This is a genomic window from Virgisporangium ochraceum, from assembly GCF_016863655.1.
In the GTDB taxonomy this organism is placed as follows: domain Bacteria; phylum Actinomycetota; class Actinomycetes; order Mycobacteriales; family Micromonosporaceae; genus Virgisporangium; species Virgisporangium ochraceum.
The window spans coordinates 1-16,254 of sequence record NZ_BOPH01000117.1 but is presented as its reverse complement, the minus strand read 5'-3'; the positions used below and the strand labels follow the sequence as shown (position 1 = coordinate 16,254).

At 75.0% G+C, this 16,254-nt stretch carries 16 protein-coding genes; 12 read left to right on the top strand and 4 right to left on the bottom strand.

The window, feature by feature from the left end; genetic code table 11:
- Positions 1–59 precede the first annotated feature (59 nt).
- Genes Voc01_RS42115 through Voc01_RS42080 form a run of 8 tightly spaced genes read left to right on the top strand, consistent with a single transcriptional unit; the run spans position 60 to position 8,831 of the window.
- Positions 60–1,700 carry a carbamoyltransferase family protein gene (locus Voc01_RS42115; RefSeq protein WP_203933332.1) on the top strand — a complete coding sequence of 547 codons (1,641 nt, stop codon included), beginning with the start codon at positions 60–62 and terminating at the stop codon, positions 1,698–1,700.
- On the top strand, positions 1,697–2,557 hold the full coding sequence (locus Voc01_RS42110; RefSeq protein WP_203933331.1) for a glycosyltransferase: 861 nt from the start codon (positions 1,697–1,699) through the stop codon (positions 2,555–2,557). The genes Voc01_RS42115 and Voc01_RS42110 overlap by 4 nt, the downstream gene beginning before the upstream one ends.
- Positions 2,554–4,098, top strand: coding sequence for an HAD-IIIA family hydrolase (locus Voc01_RS42105; protein ID WP_203933352.1), 1,545 nt, complete (start codon positions 2,554–2,556; stop codon positions 4,096–4,098). Before Voc01_RS42110 ends, Voc01_RS42105 begins: the two co-directional genes overlap by 4 nt.
- Before the next feature lie 21 nt (positions 4,099–4,119).
- Entirely contained in the window at positions 4,120–5,325 is a 1,206-nt protein-coding gene (locus tag Voc01_RS42100; RefSeq protein ID WP_203933330.1) for a glycosyltransferase, read from the top strand.
- Positions 5,325–5,924, top strand: coding sequence for a D-sedoheptulose-7-phosphate isomerase (locus tag Voc01_RS42095; RefSeq protein ID WP_203933329.1), 600 nt, complete (start codon positions 5,325–5,327; stop codon positions 5,922–5,924). Before Voc01_RS42100 ends, Voc01_RS42095 begins: the two co-directional genes overlap by 1 nt.
- A gap of 5 nt (positions 5,925–5,929) precedes the next feature.
- Complete coding sequence (locus Voc01_RS42090) at positions 5,930–7,258, top strand: PfkB family carbohydrate kinase (protein ID WP_373873936.1); 1,329 nt, start codon at positions 5,930–5,932, stop codon at positions 7,256–7,258.
- Positions 7,259–7,266: 8 nt separating this feature from the next.
- Positions 7,267–7,941: an SDR family oxidoreductase gene (locus tag Voc01_RS42085; RefSeq protein WP_203933328.1), complete on the top strand. Its 675-nt coding sequence runs from the start codon at positions 7,267–7,269 to the stop codon at positions 7,939–7,941.
- The gene (locus Voc01_RS42080) at positions 7,938–8,831 is read left to right on the top strand and encodes a glycosyltransferase family 9 protein (RefSeq protein WP_203933327.1); all 894 of its coding nucleotides are present in this window, start codon (positions 7,938–7,940) and stop codon (positions 8,829–8,831) included. The genes Voc01_RS42085 and Voc01_RS42080 overlap by 4 nt, the downstream gene beginning before the upstream one ends.
- Here the strand turns inward: Voc01_RS42080 and Voc01_RS42075 are convergent.
- A complete protein-coding gene (locus Voc01_RS42075; protein ID WP_203933326.1) occupies positions 8,815–9,624 on the bottom strand; it encodes an endonuclease/exonuclease/phosphatase family protein in 810 nt (269 codons plus the stop codon). The genes Voc01_RS42080 and Voc01_RS42075 overlap by 17 nt on opposite strands.
- A 6-nt stretch (positions 9,625–9,630) precedes the next feature.
- Positions 9,631–10,770, bottom strand: a complete 1,140-nt coding sequence (locus tag Voc01_RS42070) for an MFS transporter (RefSeq protein WP_203933325.1) — start codon at positions 10,768–10,770, stop codon at positions 9,631–9,633.
- A gap of 70 nt (positions 10,771–10,840) precedes the next feature.
- On the opposite strand from Voc01_RS42070, the gene Voc01_RS42065 reads away from it, so the two are divergent.
- The 3 genes from Voc01_RS42065 to Voc01_RS42055 are packed head-to-tail and all read left to right on the top strand — an operon-like array spanning position 10,841 to position 14,947.
- The gene (locus tag Voc01_RS42065; RefSeq protein ID WP_203933324.1) at positions 10,841–11,821 is read left to right on the top strand and encodes a LysR family transcriptional regulator; all 981 of its coding nucleotides are present in this window, start codon (positions 10,841–10,843) and stop codon (positions 11,819–11,821) included.
- A 27-nt stretch (positions 11,822–11,848) separates the two neighbouring features.
- The gene (locus tag Voc01_RS42060) at positions 11,849–14,110 is read left to right on the top strand and encodes a catalase (RefSeq protein ID WP_203933323.1); all 2,262 of its coding nucleotides are present in this window, start codon (positions 11,849–11,851) and stop codon (positions 14,108–14,110) included.
- Positions 14,111–14,152: 42 nt separating this feature from the next.
- Positions 14,153–14,947, top strand: coding sequence for an SDR family NAD(P)-dependent oxidoreductase (locus Voc01_RS42055; protein ID WP_203933322.1), 795 nt, complete (start codon positions 14,153–14,155; stop codon positions 14,945–14,947).
- Positions 14,948–15,088: 141 nt separating this feature from the next.
- On the opposite strand, the gene Voc01_RS42050 is transcribed toward Voc01_RS42055, so the two are convergent.
- Positions 15,089–15,502 (bottom strand): hypothetical protein, encoded by a 414-nt coding sequence (locus Voc01_RS42050; protein ID WP_203933321.1) that lies wholly within the window; start codon positions 15,500–15,502, stop codon positions 15,089–15,091.
- 80 nt (positions 15,503–15,582) lie between these two features.
- Here Voc01_RS42050 and Voc01_RS42045 point away from each other — a divergent pair, with 80 nt between their 5' ends.
- Positions 15,583–15,930: a hypothetical protein gene (locus Voc01_RS42045; protein WP_203933320.1), complete on the top strand. Its 348-nt coding sequence runs from the start codon at positions 15,583–15,585 to the stop codon at positions 15,928–15,930.
- Here the strand turns inward: Voc01_RS42045 and Voc01_RS42040 are convergent.
- Positions 15,920–16,254: hypothetical protein (locus tag Voc01_RS42040; RefSeq protein WP_203933319.1), on the bottom strand; the 335-nt coding region annotated here is incomplete at its 5' end. The two genes, Voc01_RS42045 and Voc01_RS42040, sit on opposite strands and share 11 nt — an antisense overlap.

The window sequence follows — 16,254 nt, the reverse complement described above, 5'->3', positions numbered from 1 at the left end:
ATATCGGAAGTCGTTGATCTGGCGGCGTAGAAGCGGTTCTCCCGGGAAGGGACCGCGCCGTGAGGGTATTGGGAATCAACGCGATCTTCCACGACCCCGCCGCGGCACTCGTCGTCGACGGGCGCATCGTGGCCGCCGCCGAGGAGGAGCGCTTCAGCCGGCGCAAGCACGGCAAGCGGCCGGTGGCGTTCTCGGCCTGGGAGCTGCCCGAGCAGTCGGCGGCCTGGTGCCTGGCCGAAGCCGGCCTCGAACCGGGCGACCTCGACGCGGTCGCCTACTCGTTCGACCCGCACCGGTGCCGTCCGGCCACCGACCTCGGCCTCGCCGACCCGTGGGACTGGCTGCGCCAGGACTACGCCCGGCGGGCGCCGCGGTTCCTGGCCGAGGCGCTGCCGGGGCTCGACCCGGAGCTGGTGCGGTTCGTGCCGCACCACGTCGCGCACGCCGCGTCGGCCGCGTTGGCGCTGCCGCACGACGGCGGACCCCGCGCGGTCCTCGTGCTCGACGGACGCGGCGAGACGGCCAGCCACCTGTCCGGGGTCTACCGCGGCGACCAGCTCGACGTGCTCGCGGCGCAGGAGCTTCCGCACTCCCTCGGCCTGCTGTACGAGGGTCTGACCCGCCACCTCGGGTTCATGCACTCCAGCGACGAGTACAAGGTGATGGCGCTGGCCTCCTACGGCCGGCCGGTGCACCTTCCCGAACTGCGCGAGCAGGTGTTCGCCACCAGCGACGGCGGCTTCGTGGTCGCACCCATCGACTGGGAGCGGTACGCGAAGGCCCGGGACGGTGAGCTGACCGATGAGCACGCCGACCTCGCCGCGAGCGTCCAGGCCCGGCTGGAGGAGGTCGTCTGCGACCTCGCCGCCTGGCTGCACGACGCCGCCGGCGGACCGCCCACGCTGACGATGGCCGGGGGAGTCGCGCTGAACTGCGTCGCCAACGCCCGCCTCGCCGCGACCGGCCCGTTCCGCGACGTCCTCGTGCAGCCCGCCGCCGGCGACTCCGGCACGGCGCTGGGCGCGGCCCTGCACGTGGCCGCGTCCGCGGGTGCCCCGGCCGCCCCGATGCCGGGCGCCGACCTCGGTCGCGGCTTCACCGACGCCGAGCTGCGGGCCGAGCTCGACCGCGCCGCGGTGCCGTACGAGAGGCCGGAGAGCATCGCGGCGACCGCCGCGGGGGTGCTGGCCGACGGCGGCCTCGTGGCGTGGTTCCAGGGCCGCGCCGAGTACGGGCCGCGGGCGCTGGGCCACCGGTCGCTGCTGGCGCACCCGGGGGAGAAGCGGATCACCGCCCGGCTCAACGACGTCAAGGGCCGCGAGCAGTTCCGGCCGGTCGCGCCGATGGTGCGCCTCGAGCGGGCGGCCGAGATCTTCGAGGGCGTGGTGCCCAGCCCGTACATGCTGTTCGTGCACAAGGTCCGGCCCGGGTGGCGTGACCGCATCCCGGCTGTCGTCCATGTTGACGGCACGGCGCGCATCCAGACCGTCGACCGCGCCGACGAGCCGCTGGTTGCCGACCTGCTCGCCGAGTTCGAGCGGCGCACCGGGCTGCCGGTGGTGGTCAACACGTCGCTCAACACCGCCGGCCGCCCGATCGTCGACACGCCGCGCGAGGCCCTGGAGCTGTTCGGGTCCGCGCCGATCGACCTGCTCGCGCTCGGCCCGTTCGCCGTCCACCGCCGGGCGGTGGGCGGGTGATCACGGTGGTGGTGCCGACCCTCGGCCGGCCGAGCCTGCAGAGCCTGCTGGATGTCCTGGCCGCGCAGACGGCAGCGGCGTCCGTCGAGGTCGAGGTGGTCGTGGTACCCCATATGGGACCGGCGCAGGCGCGCAACTTCGGCTGGCGCGCGGCCCGCCACCCCTGGGTGGTGTTCGTCGACGACGACGTGGTGCCCGACCCGGACTGGCTGGAGACGCTCGTCGCCGACCTCGACGTTCCCGACGACGTCGGCGGGGTCCAGGGCCGGATCACGGTGCCGCTGCCGGCCGACCGCCGCCCCACCGACTGGGAGCGGAGCACCGCGGGCCTCGCCGACGGGAACTGGCTGACCGCCGACATGGCCTACCGCGCGAAGGCGCTCGCCGACGTCGGCGGCTTCGACGAGCGGTTCCCCGCCGCCTACCGGGAGGACACCGACCTCGCCCACCGGGTGCGGCTGGCCGGCTGGCGGCTGGTGCGCGGCCGGCGGCGGGTGACGCACCCGGTGCGCCCGGAGTCGCCGTGGGTCAGCGTGCGGGTCCAACGCGGCAACGCCGACGACGCGCTCCTGCGTCACCTCTACGGGCCACGCTGGCGCACGGTCCTCGACCTGCCGCCGGGCCGCCGCGGCCGGCACGCGCTGGTCACCGCCGCGGCGGTGACCGCGCTGGTGTCGCGGCGGCTGCGGCCGGTGGCGCTCGCGGTGTGGGCGTCCGGCACCGCCGGGTTCGCGTGGACCCGCATCGCGCCCGGTCCGCGCACGGCCCGCGAGGTGACCACGATGCTGGTGACCAGCGCGCTGATCCCGCCGGTGGCGGTTGCCCACTGGTGCCGGGGCTGGTGGCGGCACCGATGATCTACGACGCCGTCCTCGTCGACCGTGACGGCACGCTCATCGAGGACGTGCCCTACAACGGCGACCCGGACAAGGTCCGCCCGGTTCCCGGCGCCCGCGCGGCGCTCGACCGGCTGCGCGCGGCCGGGCTGCGGCTCGGCGTGGTGAGCAACCAGTCGGGCCTGGCCCGCGGGCTGTTCGACGAGCACGACCTGGCCCGGGTCAACGCCCGGGTGGAGGAGCTGCTCGGCCCGTTCGACACGTGGCGGGTGTGCCCGCACGACGACGGTGCCGGCTGCGGCTGCCGCAAACCCGCGCCGGGCCTGGTGTGCACGGCGGCGCACGACCTCGGCACCACGCCGGAGCGCTGCGTGGTGATCGGCGACATCGGCGGCGACGTCCGCGCGGCGCTCGCCGCCGGCGCGACGGCCGTGCTGGTGCCGAACCCGGCGACCCGGCCGGAGGAGCTGGCCGAGGCGCCGGCGGTCGCCGACTCCTTGCCGGACGCGGTCGACCTCGTGCTGCGCCGGCACCGCCTGTTCGTCGAGGACCCGGTGGCCGCCGCCGGCGGCGGGCACGTGCTCGTGGTCCGCAGCGACTCCGCCGGCGACCTGCTGCTCACCGGGCCGGCGATCCGGGCCGTCGCGCACCGCGCCCGCCGGGTGACCCTCCTGTGTGGACCGCGCGGCCGCGGCGTCGCCGCGCTGCTGCCCGGCGTCGACGCGGTGCTCGAGCACGAGCTGCCGTGGATCGAGCCGGAGCCCGCACCCGTGACGCGCGCCGATGTCGCCCGGCTCGGCGCCGAGCTGGCTTCCGCGGAGGTCGACGAGGCGGTCGTGTTCACCTCGTTCCACCAGTCGGCGCTGCCGCTGGCCCTGCTGCTGCGGCTCGCCGGGGTGCGGCGGATCAGCGCGATCAGCGACGACTACCCGGGCTCGCTGCTCGACGTGCGCCACCACGTGCCGACGGGCGTGCCGGAGGCGGAACGCGCGCTGTCCCTGGCGGCCGCCGCGGGCTACCCGCTCGACGGCGAACCGGCGCTGTCCGTCCACTGTGGACCCGCGTGGGGCGACCGGGGCTACGTCATCGTGCATCCCGGCGCCTCGGTACCGGCGCGGGCGTGCCCGCCCCGGCGCTGCCGGGAGTTCGTGGCGGCACTGCTCGACGCCGGCTTCCGGGTCGTCGTCACCGGTGGGCCGGACGAACGCGACCTCACCGCGGACGTCTGCCTGCCGGGCGCCCGCGACCTCGGCGGACGCACCTCGTGGCCGGAGCTGGCGGCCGTGTTCGCCGGCGCGGACTGCGTGGTCGTCGGCAACACCGGACCGGCGCACCTCGCCGCCGCCGTACGCACGCCGGTGGTGAGCCTGTTCGCGCCGACCGTCGACGTCGGACAGTGGGCGCCGTACCGGGTGCCGCTCGTCCGCCTCGGCACGGCCACCGCGCCCTGCCGGGGCACCCGTGCCACCGTGTGCCCCGTCCCGGACCACCCGTGCCTCACCGACATCCGACCGGACGCGGTGGTCGCGGCCGTGCGCACCCTGGTGACCGGCCTGGGCTGACCGCCCGTGGAGGAGAGAGACATGCACATCGCGCTGGTTTCCGAGCACGCCAGCCCCCTCGCGGCGCTGGGCGGCGTCGACGCCGGTGGGCAGAACATCCACGTCGCCGAGCTCGCCGCGGAGCTGGTCCGGTGCGGGCACCGGGTCACGGTCTACACCCGGCGCGACGCACCGGATCTGCCCGACCGGGTGACGGCGCGGCCGGGGTTCGCGGTGGTGCACGTGCCCGCCGGACCGGCCGACCACGTGCCCAAGGACGACCTGCTGCCGTACATGGGCGGGTTCGGTGCCTGGCTCGCCGAGCGGTGGGCCGCCGCGTCGGAGCGGCCCGACGTGGTCCACGCGCACTTCTGGATGAGCGGACTGGCCGCGCTGACCGCGGCCCGGCGCACCGACCTGCCGGTGACGCTGACGTACCACGCGCTCGGCAGCGTCAAGCGGCGCCACCACGGCACCCGGGACACCAGCCCGCCCGACCGCGTCGGGTACGAGCGGATGCTGGGCAACCGGGTCGACCGGGTCGTCGCCCAGTGCCGCGACGAGGTCGAGGAACTCACCCGCATGGGCGTCGCCCGCCGGCAGATCGCCGTCGTACCGTCCGGTGTGGACAGTGGGCTGTTCACCCCGGAGGGCCAGGCCGTCGCCCGCACGTGCCCACGGGTGCTGACCGCCGGAAGACTGGTGCCCCGCAAGGGTTTCCAGGACGTCATCCGCGCGATGCGGTGGGTGCCCGACGCGGAGTGCGTCATCGTGGGCGGTCCGCCGGGGCGGCCCGTGGCCGAGGACCCGTTCGGGCGGCGGCTGGTCGAGGTCGCCCGGCTGGCCGGTGTCGCCGACCGGATCCGGATGGTCGGCGCCGTACCCCGGGCGGAGCTGCCGCGCTGGTACCGCTCGGCCGACCTGATGGTCACCGCACCCTGGTACGAACCGTTCGGCCTCACGCCGCTGGAGGCGATGGCGGCCGGGGTGCCCGTGGTGGCCAGCGCGGTCGGCGGCCTGCTCGACACCGTCGTCGACGGCATCACCGGCGAGCTCGTTCCGCCGCGCGACCCGGCGCACCTCGGGCGCACCCTGCGCCGGCTGCTCGCCGACCGCGAACGTCGCCTCGGCATGTCGGCCGCGGCCACCGACCGCGCCCGTTCCCGGTACGGCTGGCCGCGCGCGGCCGAGCAGCTGACCGCGGTGTACCGGTCGGTGGCCGGCGCGATGTCCGGGGCGGTGGCGTGATGGACGCGCCGCTGGACCGGCACCTGCGGCGGCTCTCCGACGCCCTGCCCGCGTTCCGGCACACGGCCGCCGACCGGCTCGACCGGTGGGGCGACGACCTCGCCCGCGTCCTGGTCGACGGCGGGCGGCTGCTGGTGGCCGGCAACGGCGGAAGCGCCGCCGAGGCGCAGCACCTGACCGCCGAGCTCGTCGGCAAGCTGCGCGACGACCGGCGACCGCTGTCGGCGATCGCGTTGTCGGCCGAGACGAGCTCGCTGACCGCGATCGGCAACGACTACGGGTACGAGGAGGTGTTCGCCCGGCAGGTGCGCGCGCACGGCCGTCCCGGCGACGTCCTGCTGCTGCTGTCGACCAGCGGCCGCAGCGCGAACCTCCTGCGGGCCGCCCGCGCCGGTGCCGACGCCGGCCTGCGGTGCTGGGCGCTCACCGGGCCGGCGCCCAACCCGCTGGCCGGCCTGTGCCACGACGCGCTCGCCGTGCCCTCGCCGGACCCGCAGGTGGTGCAGGAGCTGCACCTGGTGTCGGTGCACGTGCTGTGCGGGTCCGTCGACCGCGTCGTCGCGGGGCGGTTCGCCCGGGTCGGACGGGCCGCGTCGTGACCCGCATCGTGGTCGTCGGCGACACCCTGCTCGACCGCGACGTCGACGGTTCCGTCGAACGGCTCTGCCCAGACGCGCCCGTGCCCGTGCTCGCCGAGGGGTCGGTGACCGAGCGGGCCGGCGGTGCCGGTCTCGCCGCCACCCTCGCCGCGGCCGACGGCCACGAGGTCGCCCTGGTGACCGCGCTCTCCGACGACCCGGCCGGCGCGCTTCTCGCCGGTCTCCTGCACGCCGCCGGCGTCGAGGTGCACGCGCTGCCGCTGGCCGGTGCCACCGTAGAGAAGACCCGGCTGCGCTCCGACGGTCGCACGCTCCTGCGCCTCGACCGCGGCGGCGGCGACCCGTCCGGCGACCCGGGGGCGGCCACCCTGTCGACGCTGGCCGACGCCGACGCGGTCCTGGTGAGCGACTACGGCCAGGGCATCGCCCGGCACCCGGCGCTGCGCCAGGCGCTGTCCCGCTTCGGCGGCCCGGTCGTGTGGGACCCGCACCCGCGCGGGCCGGCCGCGGTTCCCGGCGTCCGACTGGTGACCCCGAACGAGGACGAGCTGGTGACGCTGGCCGGCGCGCCCGGTCCCGGCGTCCGGCTCGCGGTGACCGCCCGCGCCGCGCACGCGTTGCGGGAGCGGTGGCGGGTCGCCGCGGTCGCGGTGACGCTCGGCTCCGACGGCGCCCTGCTGTGCCACGCCGGCCCGGCGCCGCTCGTGGTCGCGACCCCGCACGGGGCGCCACCGGGAGCCGACACCTGCGGCGCCGGCGACCGGTTCGCCGCGGCGGCCACGGCCGCGCTCGCCGCCGGCGCCCTCGTGTCGGAAGCCGTGCAGGAGGCCGTCGCCCGGGCCACCGCGTACGTGGCCGCCGGACGCCCGTCCCGTACAAGCGCTTCCGGGACCACCGTGGCCGACGTGGTCGGCCCGGTCCGCGCCGCCGGCGGCACCGTGGTGGCGACCGGTGGCTGCTTCGACCTGCTGCACACCGGTCACCTCGCGACCCTGCGCGCGGCCCGCGCGCTCGGCGACTGCCTGGTGGTGTGCCTGAACTCCGACCGCAGCGTCCGCGAACGCAAGGGACCGGACCGGCCGGTGACCCCGCAGGCCGACCGGGCCCGGCTGCTCGCCGCCCTCGACTGCGTCGACGCCGTCGCCGTCTTCGACGAACCCACGCCCGAGGCCGTGCTGTCGTGGCTGCGGCCCGACATCTGGGTCAAGGGCGGCGACTACTCCGAGTCCGACCTGCCCGAGGCCGACCTGGTCCGCCGTTGGGGCGGCCAGACCGTGATCGTGCCGTACCTGCCCGGCCGCTCCACGACGGCGACGATCGCCCGACTCTCCTAGGAGGCACCGTGAAGGTCCTGGTCACCGGCGGCTCGAGCGGCCTCGGCGCCGCCGTGGTCGCCGCCGTCGCGAAGGCCGGCGGCACCCCGTACGTCATCGACCGTCAGCCGCCCGCCGGCGACGTGCCGTGGGTCGAGTGCGACCTCGCCGACACCCGCGCCGCCGAGGCGGCCACCGTGACGCTGGCCGAGCGGGCCGGCGACCTGCACGGCGTGGTGACCGCCGCCGGCACCGACGTACCCGGCCGGCTCGCCGACGTACCCGCCGAGACCTGGGAGCGGGTGGTGACCGTCGACCTGCTGGCCACCGCCGCGGTGGTGCGTGCCGCGCTGCCGTGGCTGGAACGCTCGCACGGCACCGTGGTCACCGTGGCGTCGACGCTCGGCGTGAAGGCGGTGAGCGACGCGACCGCGTACTGCGCGGCGAAGTTCGGCGTCGTCGGCTTCACCCGGGCCCTGGCGGCCGAGCTGGCCGGCACCGTCGGCGTGACGCTGCTCGTGCCGGGCGGCATGCGCACCGCGTTCTTCGACGGCCGCGACGAGCGGTACAGGCCCGGCGCCGACGCGGCCCTCAACGACCCCGCCGACGTGGCGGCCGCGGTGCTGTTCGCGCTGAACCAGCCGGCCGGATGCGCGGTGCGGGAACTGGTCGTGTGCGCGGAGCGGGAGTCGTCGTACCCGTGATTCTGGCGCTGCGGGCGCTGGGCGTCGGCGACCTGCTCACGGGCGTCCCGGCCCTGCGCGCGCTCCGCGCGGCGTTCCCCGACGGGAAGCTCGTACTGGCCGCACCGGCGTGGCTGGCGCCGCTCGTGCCGCTCATCGGCGGCGTCGACCGGCTGCTCGACGTGCCCGACCTGGCGTGGCGCGGGCGGCTGCCCCCGCCGGCGGTGGCGGTGAACCTGCACGGCCGCGGCCCGCAGTCGCACCGCCTGCTGGTGTCGCTGAACCCCGCCCGGCTACTGGCGTTCGGACCCGATGGTCCACAGTGGAGGGACGGGGAGCACGAGGTGCGCCGGTGGTGCCGGATGCTGCGCTGGTACGGCATCCCCGCCGACCCGACCGACCTCGCGCTGCCGCGCCCGCCGTGCATGTCGGCCGGCGTCACCGTCGTCCACGTCGGTGCGAAGGCGCCCGAGCGCCGCTGGCCGCCCGACCGGTTCGCGGCGGTCGCGCGGGTCCTGGCCGCCCGCGGCCACCGGGTCGTCGTCACCGGGAACGCCGCCGAACGCGCGGCCGCCGACCGGGTCGCGGCCGGCCTTTCCGGGACCCGCGTGCTGGCCGGCACCACCGACCTGGGTGCCCTGGCCGCGCTCGTCGCGAACGCCCGGCTGGTCATCAGCGGCGACACCGGCGTCGGCCACCTCGCGACGGCGTTCGGCACGCCGTCGGTGCTCCTGTTCGGCCCCGTCCCGCCCCACGAGTGGGGCCCGCCACCGGACCGCCGGCAGCACCAGGCGCTGTGGGCCGGCCCCCGGTCGCCCGGCCCGCCGGGCGCGGTGCATCCCGCCCTGGCCGAGCTGACCCCGGCCGACGTCCTGCGGGCGGTGGACCGCACCGTCAGCCGGGTGCCGTGAGCTCCGCGGTGACGCCGAAGTGGTCGCTGGCCCAGACGCCGTCGACGGGCGTGTCCAGCACGCGGTCGCAGCTGTCGATGGACAGGGTGGGGCCCCACCGGTCGTAGCGCACCAGGATGTAGTCGATGCGGCGACCGAGCTCGTACCGGAGCGGGCCGCCGGCGTGCAGGGGGTTGTCAGACGTGAACGTCAGCCCGGGCGCCGTTCCGCGCACGCACTCCCACGCGTCGCGGTAGGCGACGCTGGTGCCGCCCAGGCTCTGGCGGCCGGTCCAGAACCGCACCATCGACGAGTCGGGGGTCGAGTCGAAGTCGCCGGCGACGACGACGTGGTCGGGCGGGTCGGCGGCGACCTCGTCCTCGATCATGGTGGCGGCCTCGACGGCCTGCAGCTCGCGCTCGTGGGCCAGGTGGAACTGCCAGGACGGCTTCAGGTGGGCCAGCAGCACCTCGCCGCACGACGGCACGTCGACCCGGTACAGGGCGACACTGCCGATCCACGGCTCGTCGGCGTTCACGCGCGCCGTGACGTGCAACGTCTTCTGCCGCACCACGCGCAGCGGCCACCGGCTCGCGACCGAGGCGCCGGTGCCGTCGGCGGTGCGCCCGATCTGGTGCACCACGTGGTACTCCCCGCCGAGGAGGTCGACGACCTGGTCGTAGCCGTCGACGACGACGGTCTCCTGAAGCACCGCCAGGTCCGGTGCGAGCGCGCGCAGCGCCGGCCGCATGACGTCGCGCCGGTCGGGCCAGTCACGGAGGCGGCCGAGAACGTTGTAGGTCAGCATCCGCATCGGGACCTACTGCCCACTCGCCCGTCGATGTAACGCCGGTCCGGCGAGCGCGGACACGACCACCGCCACCGCGACGAGCAGCCACATCGCCCGCGGCAGCGAGGTCGCCCCGGCGACCACGCCGATCAGCGGCGGCCCGGTGAACGAGCCGAGGTAGCCGACCGTGGTGACCGCCGCGATCGCGACCGGCGCCGGCGCGTCGGAGGCGCCCGGGGTGGCGCTGAACACGACCGGTGCGATCACCGCGAGCCCCAGCCCGAACACCGCCCAACCGGCCAGGGCCGGGAACGCGCCGGGGGACAGGATCGCCAGCGCGGCGCCCAGAGCGGCGGTGCCGCCGGCGACCCGCACCAGCCGCGCCCGTCCCCAGCGCAGAGCCAGCCGGTCGCCCGCGAGCCGCCCGACGATCTGCGCCAGCGCGACGACCGTGAACGCCAGCGCCGCCACGCCCGGTGCGGCGTCGTGCGCCGTGCGCAGGTGCACGGCTGTCCAGTTGTACGCGGTCCCGTCGAGCACGAAACCGCAGAACGCGACCACACCCAGCAGCGCCAGGCCGCGACCGGGCCGGGCCAGCGCCGGGCCGCGCGGCCGCCGCGGCTCGTCCACCAACGGGCGCGTGACGAGCGCCGCCGCCACCGCGGCCGCCACCCCGACGGCCGCGAAGTGCGCGACCGGCGACACCCCGGCGGCGGCCGCGCCCGTGCCGACCACGCCGCCGACGAGCAGCCCGCCGCTGTGGCCGGCGTGCATCGACGACAGCACCGGCCGCCCGTAGCGCCGCTCCAGCTCCACGCCCTGCGCGTTCATGGCCACGTCGACGACGCTGCACGCGGCGGCGAAGATCCCGAGCGCCAGCGCGAGGAGCGTGAGCGAGCCGGCGACCGCGGGTCCGGCCAGCGCCAGCGCGTACAGGATCAGCGCGACCCGCAGACACCGCCGGCTGCCGAAGCGGGCGACGAGCGCGCCACCCACCGGCAGCCCGATGACCGCGCCGCCCTCCAGCCCGAGGATCGCCACGCTCAGCCCTGACGGCGTCAGGTGCAGGCGGTCCTGGACGGCCGGGATACGGGTTGACCAGGCCGCCATCACCGCGCCGGTGAGCAGGAACGCGGCGGTGGTGCCGATGCGGGCGGTACGGAGCTCCATGGACGATCCGCTACCCGGGCCATCCATAAGGATTCAGCAGGATTCCGCATCGCGACTCTAAGCTTTGGTTATGTACGACCTCACCAAGCTGGCCACGCTGGTCGCCGTCGTGGAGCACGGGTCGTTCTCCGCCGCCGCGCACGAGCTGCGGCTGACCCAGCCCGCCGTGTCGCGGCAGATCGCGCTGCTGGAGCGGCAGGTGGGTACCCAGCTGCTGCAGCGCACCCGGGCCGGCGCGCGGCCGACGGAGGCCGGCCGGGTGCTGGTCGGGCACGCCACCGCCGTGCTCGACCGGCTCGCGCTTGCCGAGGCGCAGCTGGCCGACGTCACCGGGCTGCGCCGGGGACAGGTGCGGCTGGGCTCGTTCTTCACCGCGTTGGTCTACCTGTCGTCCGAGGCGGCGGTGGTGCTGCAGAGCCGGCACACCGAGCTGTTCCACGACTCGCGGGAGGTGATCGTCGACGAGCTGGTCGACCGCACGACCGCGCTGGCGAAGCTGGCCACCGGCGACCTCGACGTGGCGATCGTCTTCGAGCACGGGTTCGAACCCGACCCGGCCCCCGACGACGTCGAGGTGGTGCCGCTGTTCACCGATCCGCCGACCGCGCTGCTGCCGGCCGGGCACCGGCTCGCCGGCGCGGCCACCGTGACCGTCGCCGACCTCGCGGGCGACACCTGGATCCGGGCGCACCACGGTTCGGCGGCCCGGCTGGTCGACCACGTGCTGCTCGCCGCCGGCGCGCGGCCGTCGGTCGAGCTGGCCGGGCAGGGCGACGAGCCGGTCGAAGCGCAGGCGTTCGTGGCCGCCGGGCGCGGGGTGACCGTCGCGCACCGGCTGAACGTGCTCATCGACCCCGCGCGGATCGCCGTGGTGCCGCTCGCCGGAGCCGCGCCGGCCCGGCTGGTGCAGGCGGTGGTTCTGCCCGGCAACCGGTCGCCGCTGGTGCGGGCGATGGTCGACGCGTTGCGGGAGGTCGGGATCCGGCGCGATGAATCTGGAACGGCTCCGGTTTCGCGCGCGAGGCGGCGGGTAGGGCACCGGGGTTCGTAACATCCCTCTTCGGGAGGAACTATACAAATGGACCCCGTCCGCAAGGTCAAGGATGCCGTGGAGAACGTGGTCGAGTCGGCGACCGGGAAGGTGGCCGAGGCCCTGACTCCGGACGTGCCCGGCTCACCGGGCAGCGGCACCCCGACCGTCGAGGAACCCACGACGCCCCACGACCCGCTGCCCCCGAAGTCCGAGCAGGGGACCCCGGAGACCCGCACGCCGACCGGCGAGAAGACCGGGGCCGCGCCGATCACGCACAGCCAGCGCGGGAAGTTCCTCACCACCGCGCAGGGTGCCCGGCTCCAGGACACCGACCACTCGCTGAAGGCCGGCCCGCGCGGGCCGGTCCTCCTGCAGGACCACCACCTGCGCGAGAAGATCATGCACTTCGACCACGAGCGGATCCCGGAGCGCGTGGTGCACGCCCGGGGCGCCGGTGCGCACGGGGTCTTCACCGCGTACGGCACCGCCGAGCCGCTCACCGTGGCCGGGTTCCTTCGCAAGGGCAGGGAGACTCCGGTCTTCGTGCGGTTCTCGACGGTGCTGGGCTCACGCGGGTCCGCCGACACCGTGCGCGACACGCGCGGCTTCGCCACGAAGTTCTACACCGACGAGGGCACGTTCGACCTCGTCGGCAACAACATGCCGGTGTTCTTCGTGCAGGACGCGATCAAGTTCCCGGACATCATCCACGCGGCGAAGTGGCACCCCGACCGCGAGATCCCGCAGGCGCAGAGCGCACACGACACGTTCTGGGACTTCGTCTCGCTGCACACCGAGGCCCAGCACCACACCATCTGGAACATGTCCGACCGGGGCATCCCCCGCTCGTACCGCACGATGGAGGGCTTCGGGGTCCACACGTTCCGCCTCGTGAACGACGAGGGGGTGACGGTGCTGGTGAAGTTCCACTGGAAGCCCAAGCTCGGCGTGCACTCGCTGACCTGGGAGGAGGCGCAGCTGACCAGCGGCGTCGACCCCGACTTCCACCGGCGCGACCTGTACGACGCCATCGAGGCCGGCGCGTTCCCCGAGTGGGAGCTGGGCCTGCAGGTGTTCCCGGACACGCCGGAGGAGACGTTCGCCGGCATCGACCTGCTCGACCCGACGAAGATCATCCCGGAGGAGCTGGCGCCGGTGCAGCCGGTCGGCAAGCTCGTGCTCAACCGGACGCCGACGAACTTCTTCGCCGAGAGCGAGCAGGTCGCGTTCCACCTCGGTCACCTGCCGCCGGGCATCGACGTCACCAACGACCCGCTGCTCCAGGGCCGCCTGTTCTCCTACCTGGACACGCAGCTGACCCGGCTCGCCGGTCCGAACTTCGGCCAGATCCCGATCAACCGGCCGCACGCGCCGGTCAACGACATGCTGCGCGACGGCTTCCACCAGCAGGCCGTGCACGGCGGCGTCGCGCCCTACCGGCCGAACTCCCTCGACGGCGGCAACCCGTTCACCTCGCCGCCCGAGGGTGCGTTCGTCGACGTGCCGGTGACCGTCACCGAGGCGCCGAAGATCAGGGCCAACCCGGTCTCCTTCGACGACCACTTCAGCCAGGCCCGCCTGTTCTGGCTGAGCATGTCGCCGGTGGAGCGGGAGCACATCATCAACGCGTACACGTTCGAGCTGGGCAAGTGCTACGAGCAGGCGGTCAAGGAGCGCCAGCTGGCGTGCCTGGCCAACATCGACCCGGTGCTGTGTGCGGAGGTCGCCGCGGGGCTCGGCCTGCCGGCGCCCGCGGCCACCATCGACCTGGTCGACGTCGACCCGAGCCCGGCGCTGTCGCAGGTCGGCCAGCAGTGGCCGCCGGACGGCCGGTTGGTGGGCATCGTCATCGACGACTCCGTTGCCTTCGACGGCGTGGACGCGGTGCGCCGCGAGGTGTTCGCCGCCGGCATGGTGCCGCTGGTGATCGCCCCGCACGGCGGCACGGTCGGCGACACCGTCGTGCAGCGCACGTTCGCGACCGCGCGCTCGGTCGAGTTCGACGCGCTGCTGCTCGCGTCGGCACCGGCGCTGGCCAAGGACGCCGTGCCGGCCCGCGACGCCAAGGTCGGCGCACCCGGCGCCGACGTGGTGGACCCGCGGGTGCTGCTCCTGGTGGAGGAGTGCTGGCGGCACGCCAAGGCGATCGGCGCGTGGGGCGCCGGTGCCACGGTGCTCGACAGTGCGGGTGTGGCCGACACCCCGGGCGTGGTGACCGCCGGCTCCGGTTCGGAGACGTTCGCGGCCGTCACCACGCTGATGGCCAACCACCGGGTCTGGGAACGCTTCCCGGTCGCGGTCGCCTGAGCGCGGCGGATTAAGGGGCGGGTTTCCGGGCAGGGGCAGGATATGACTGCCACACCTGGAACCCGCCCCTTCGCCGTGGTCACCGGCGCGTCGAGCGGGATCGGATACGAGCTCGCCCGCACGTTCGTCGAGAACGGGTTCGACGTCCTGGCCGCCGCCGAGGACGCCGGCATCGACACGGCCGCCGCCGAGTTGGGTGCCGCCGTGCGGCCCGTCCGCGTCGACCTCGCCACGTACGAGGGCGTGGAGGCCCTGTACCAGGCGATCGCCGCGACCGGCCGTCCCGTCGACGCGATCGCGCTCAACGCCGGCCGCGGCATCGGCGGCGACTTCGTCCGCGACACCGACCTGCGCGACGAGCTGAACGTCATCGACCTCAACGTGACCTCGACCGTGCACCTGGCCAAGCGCGTGCTGCCCGACATGGTCGCGCGCAACGCGGGCCGGGTGCTGTTCACCTCCTCGATCGCGTCGACGATGCCCGGCACGTACCAGGCCGTCTACAACGCGTCCAAGTCGTTCGTGCAGTCGTTCGCGTTGGCGCTGCGCGCCGAGCTGAAGGACACCGACGTCACCGTCACGTCGCTGATGCCCGGGCCGACGGAGACGGAATTCTTCGAGCGCGCCGACATGCTCGACACGAAGGTCGGCGCGGGCGACAAGGACGATCCGGCCGTGGTCGCGAAGCAGGGCTTCGAGGCGATGATGAAGGGCAAGGAACGCGTCGTCGGCGGCGGCGCGAAGACGAAGGTCATGGCCGCCGCGGGCAAGGTCACCCCGGACTCCGTGAAGGCTGCGCAGCACCGCAAGATGGCCGAGCCCGGCTCGGCGTCGTAACACCCGGCCCGTCGACTGAGGCCCCCGCTCCGAGGAGTGGGGGCCTTCGGTCGTCTCGGCCAGGCACGGGGATCGGGGCCACGTACCCGGACGGCGGTGCTCCCTTCCCATGCCCCGTCACGCGGCTTCGTACACCTGGAGTCACCGGGCCCGTTCGGGGAACAGGTCGCGTACCAGGGCGTTGCCGGTCCAGCGGACCCACTCGGCCGGCGTCCGTCCGGCGTCGATGACGAACGCCCGGTACATGTCCGGCCCCATGAGCACGTAGAGCAGCTCGGCGGCCCGGCGGCGGGTCACGCCGCGGCGCAGCGGTGTCTTGCGGGCCAGGGTGGCCGTGAGCGCGTCCAGATCGGTGCGGCGCCTCGCCTCCGAGTCGCGGTAGATGGCGCCGGCGACCAGCAGCGGCATGGCGTCGCGGGCGTCGGACCGCTTTATCGCCGCGAGGTGCCAGCCCTGCAGCGGCGGTGGCGTCGGGTCGTCGCCGAGAACCACCCATTCGTGCACGGCCTGGAGCAGCTCGTCCCTGGTGTGGAACGTGAAGTACACCGTGTGCACGGCGACCTCATGGACCACAGGAAGCTGGCGGTCGTGGGACTGGCGGCGGCGGGTCTGCAGATGGCCGCCACCGTCATCGCGTGGGTCGCCAGCGGGGTTGGCCGCGCCGCGGCGGGTGGCGCGGCTCGGGGCCCAACCCGGACGCGCTGATCGTGCCCAGCATCGTGCTGATGTTCGCGGGGCTCGCGACGCTCGGGGTCTGCACCGTACGGGCGCGTCGCCTGACCGGGTGGCCGGCCTGGACCCCGCTCGTGGTCACGGCCGTGGGCCTCCTCGCCGCGAGCCTCTACCCGGTCGACCGAACGGTCCACTTCGTGGTGCTCGGCCTGGTGTGGGGAGCGGCGTGGCTGCTGATGGCGTACGTCGCCTACCGGCAGCCGCGTCCGGTGGCCCCTCCCGAGCCGCGGCGGGGCCTGGTCACCCCGTGAGGCGGTCGACGAGTTCCACGCCGGGCTCGTCGTTGCTCCACAGCGCCTCGCGGAGGTTCGAGTACGGCAGCAGGGCCGTCACGGCGTCGGCGAGACCGTCGGCGCCGGAGATCCACCAGTCGCACTGGTCGGCGCCGGCCCACAGGAGGATCCGCACGCCGTCCCGTTCGAAGCGGTACAGGTCGTCGGCGGGCCAGCCGTGCGTCGCGGGCAGTTCGTCGTAGTGCTCGCGGAGGAAGGCCAGGGACTTCGCGTCGACGGGTTCGGCCTGGGCCTGCAGCAGGGGCACGGTCGACATGCACCGCCGGTCCCAGCGGCGGGCCG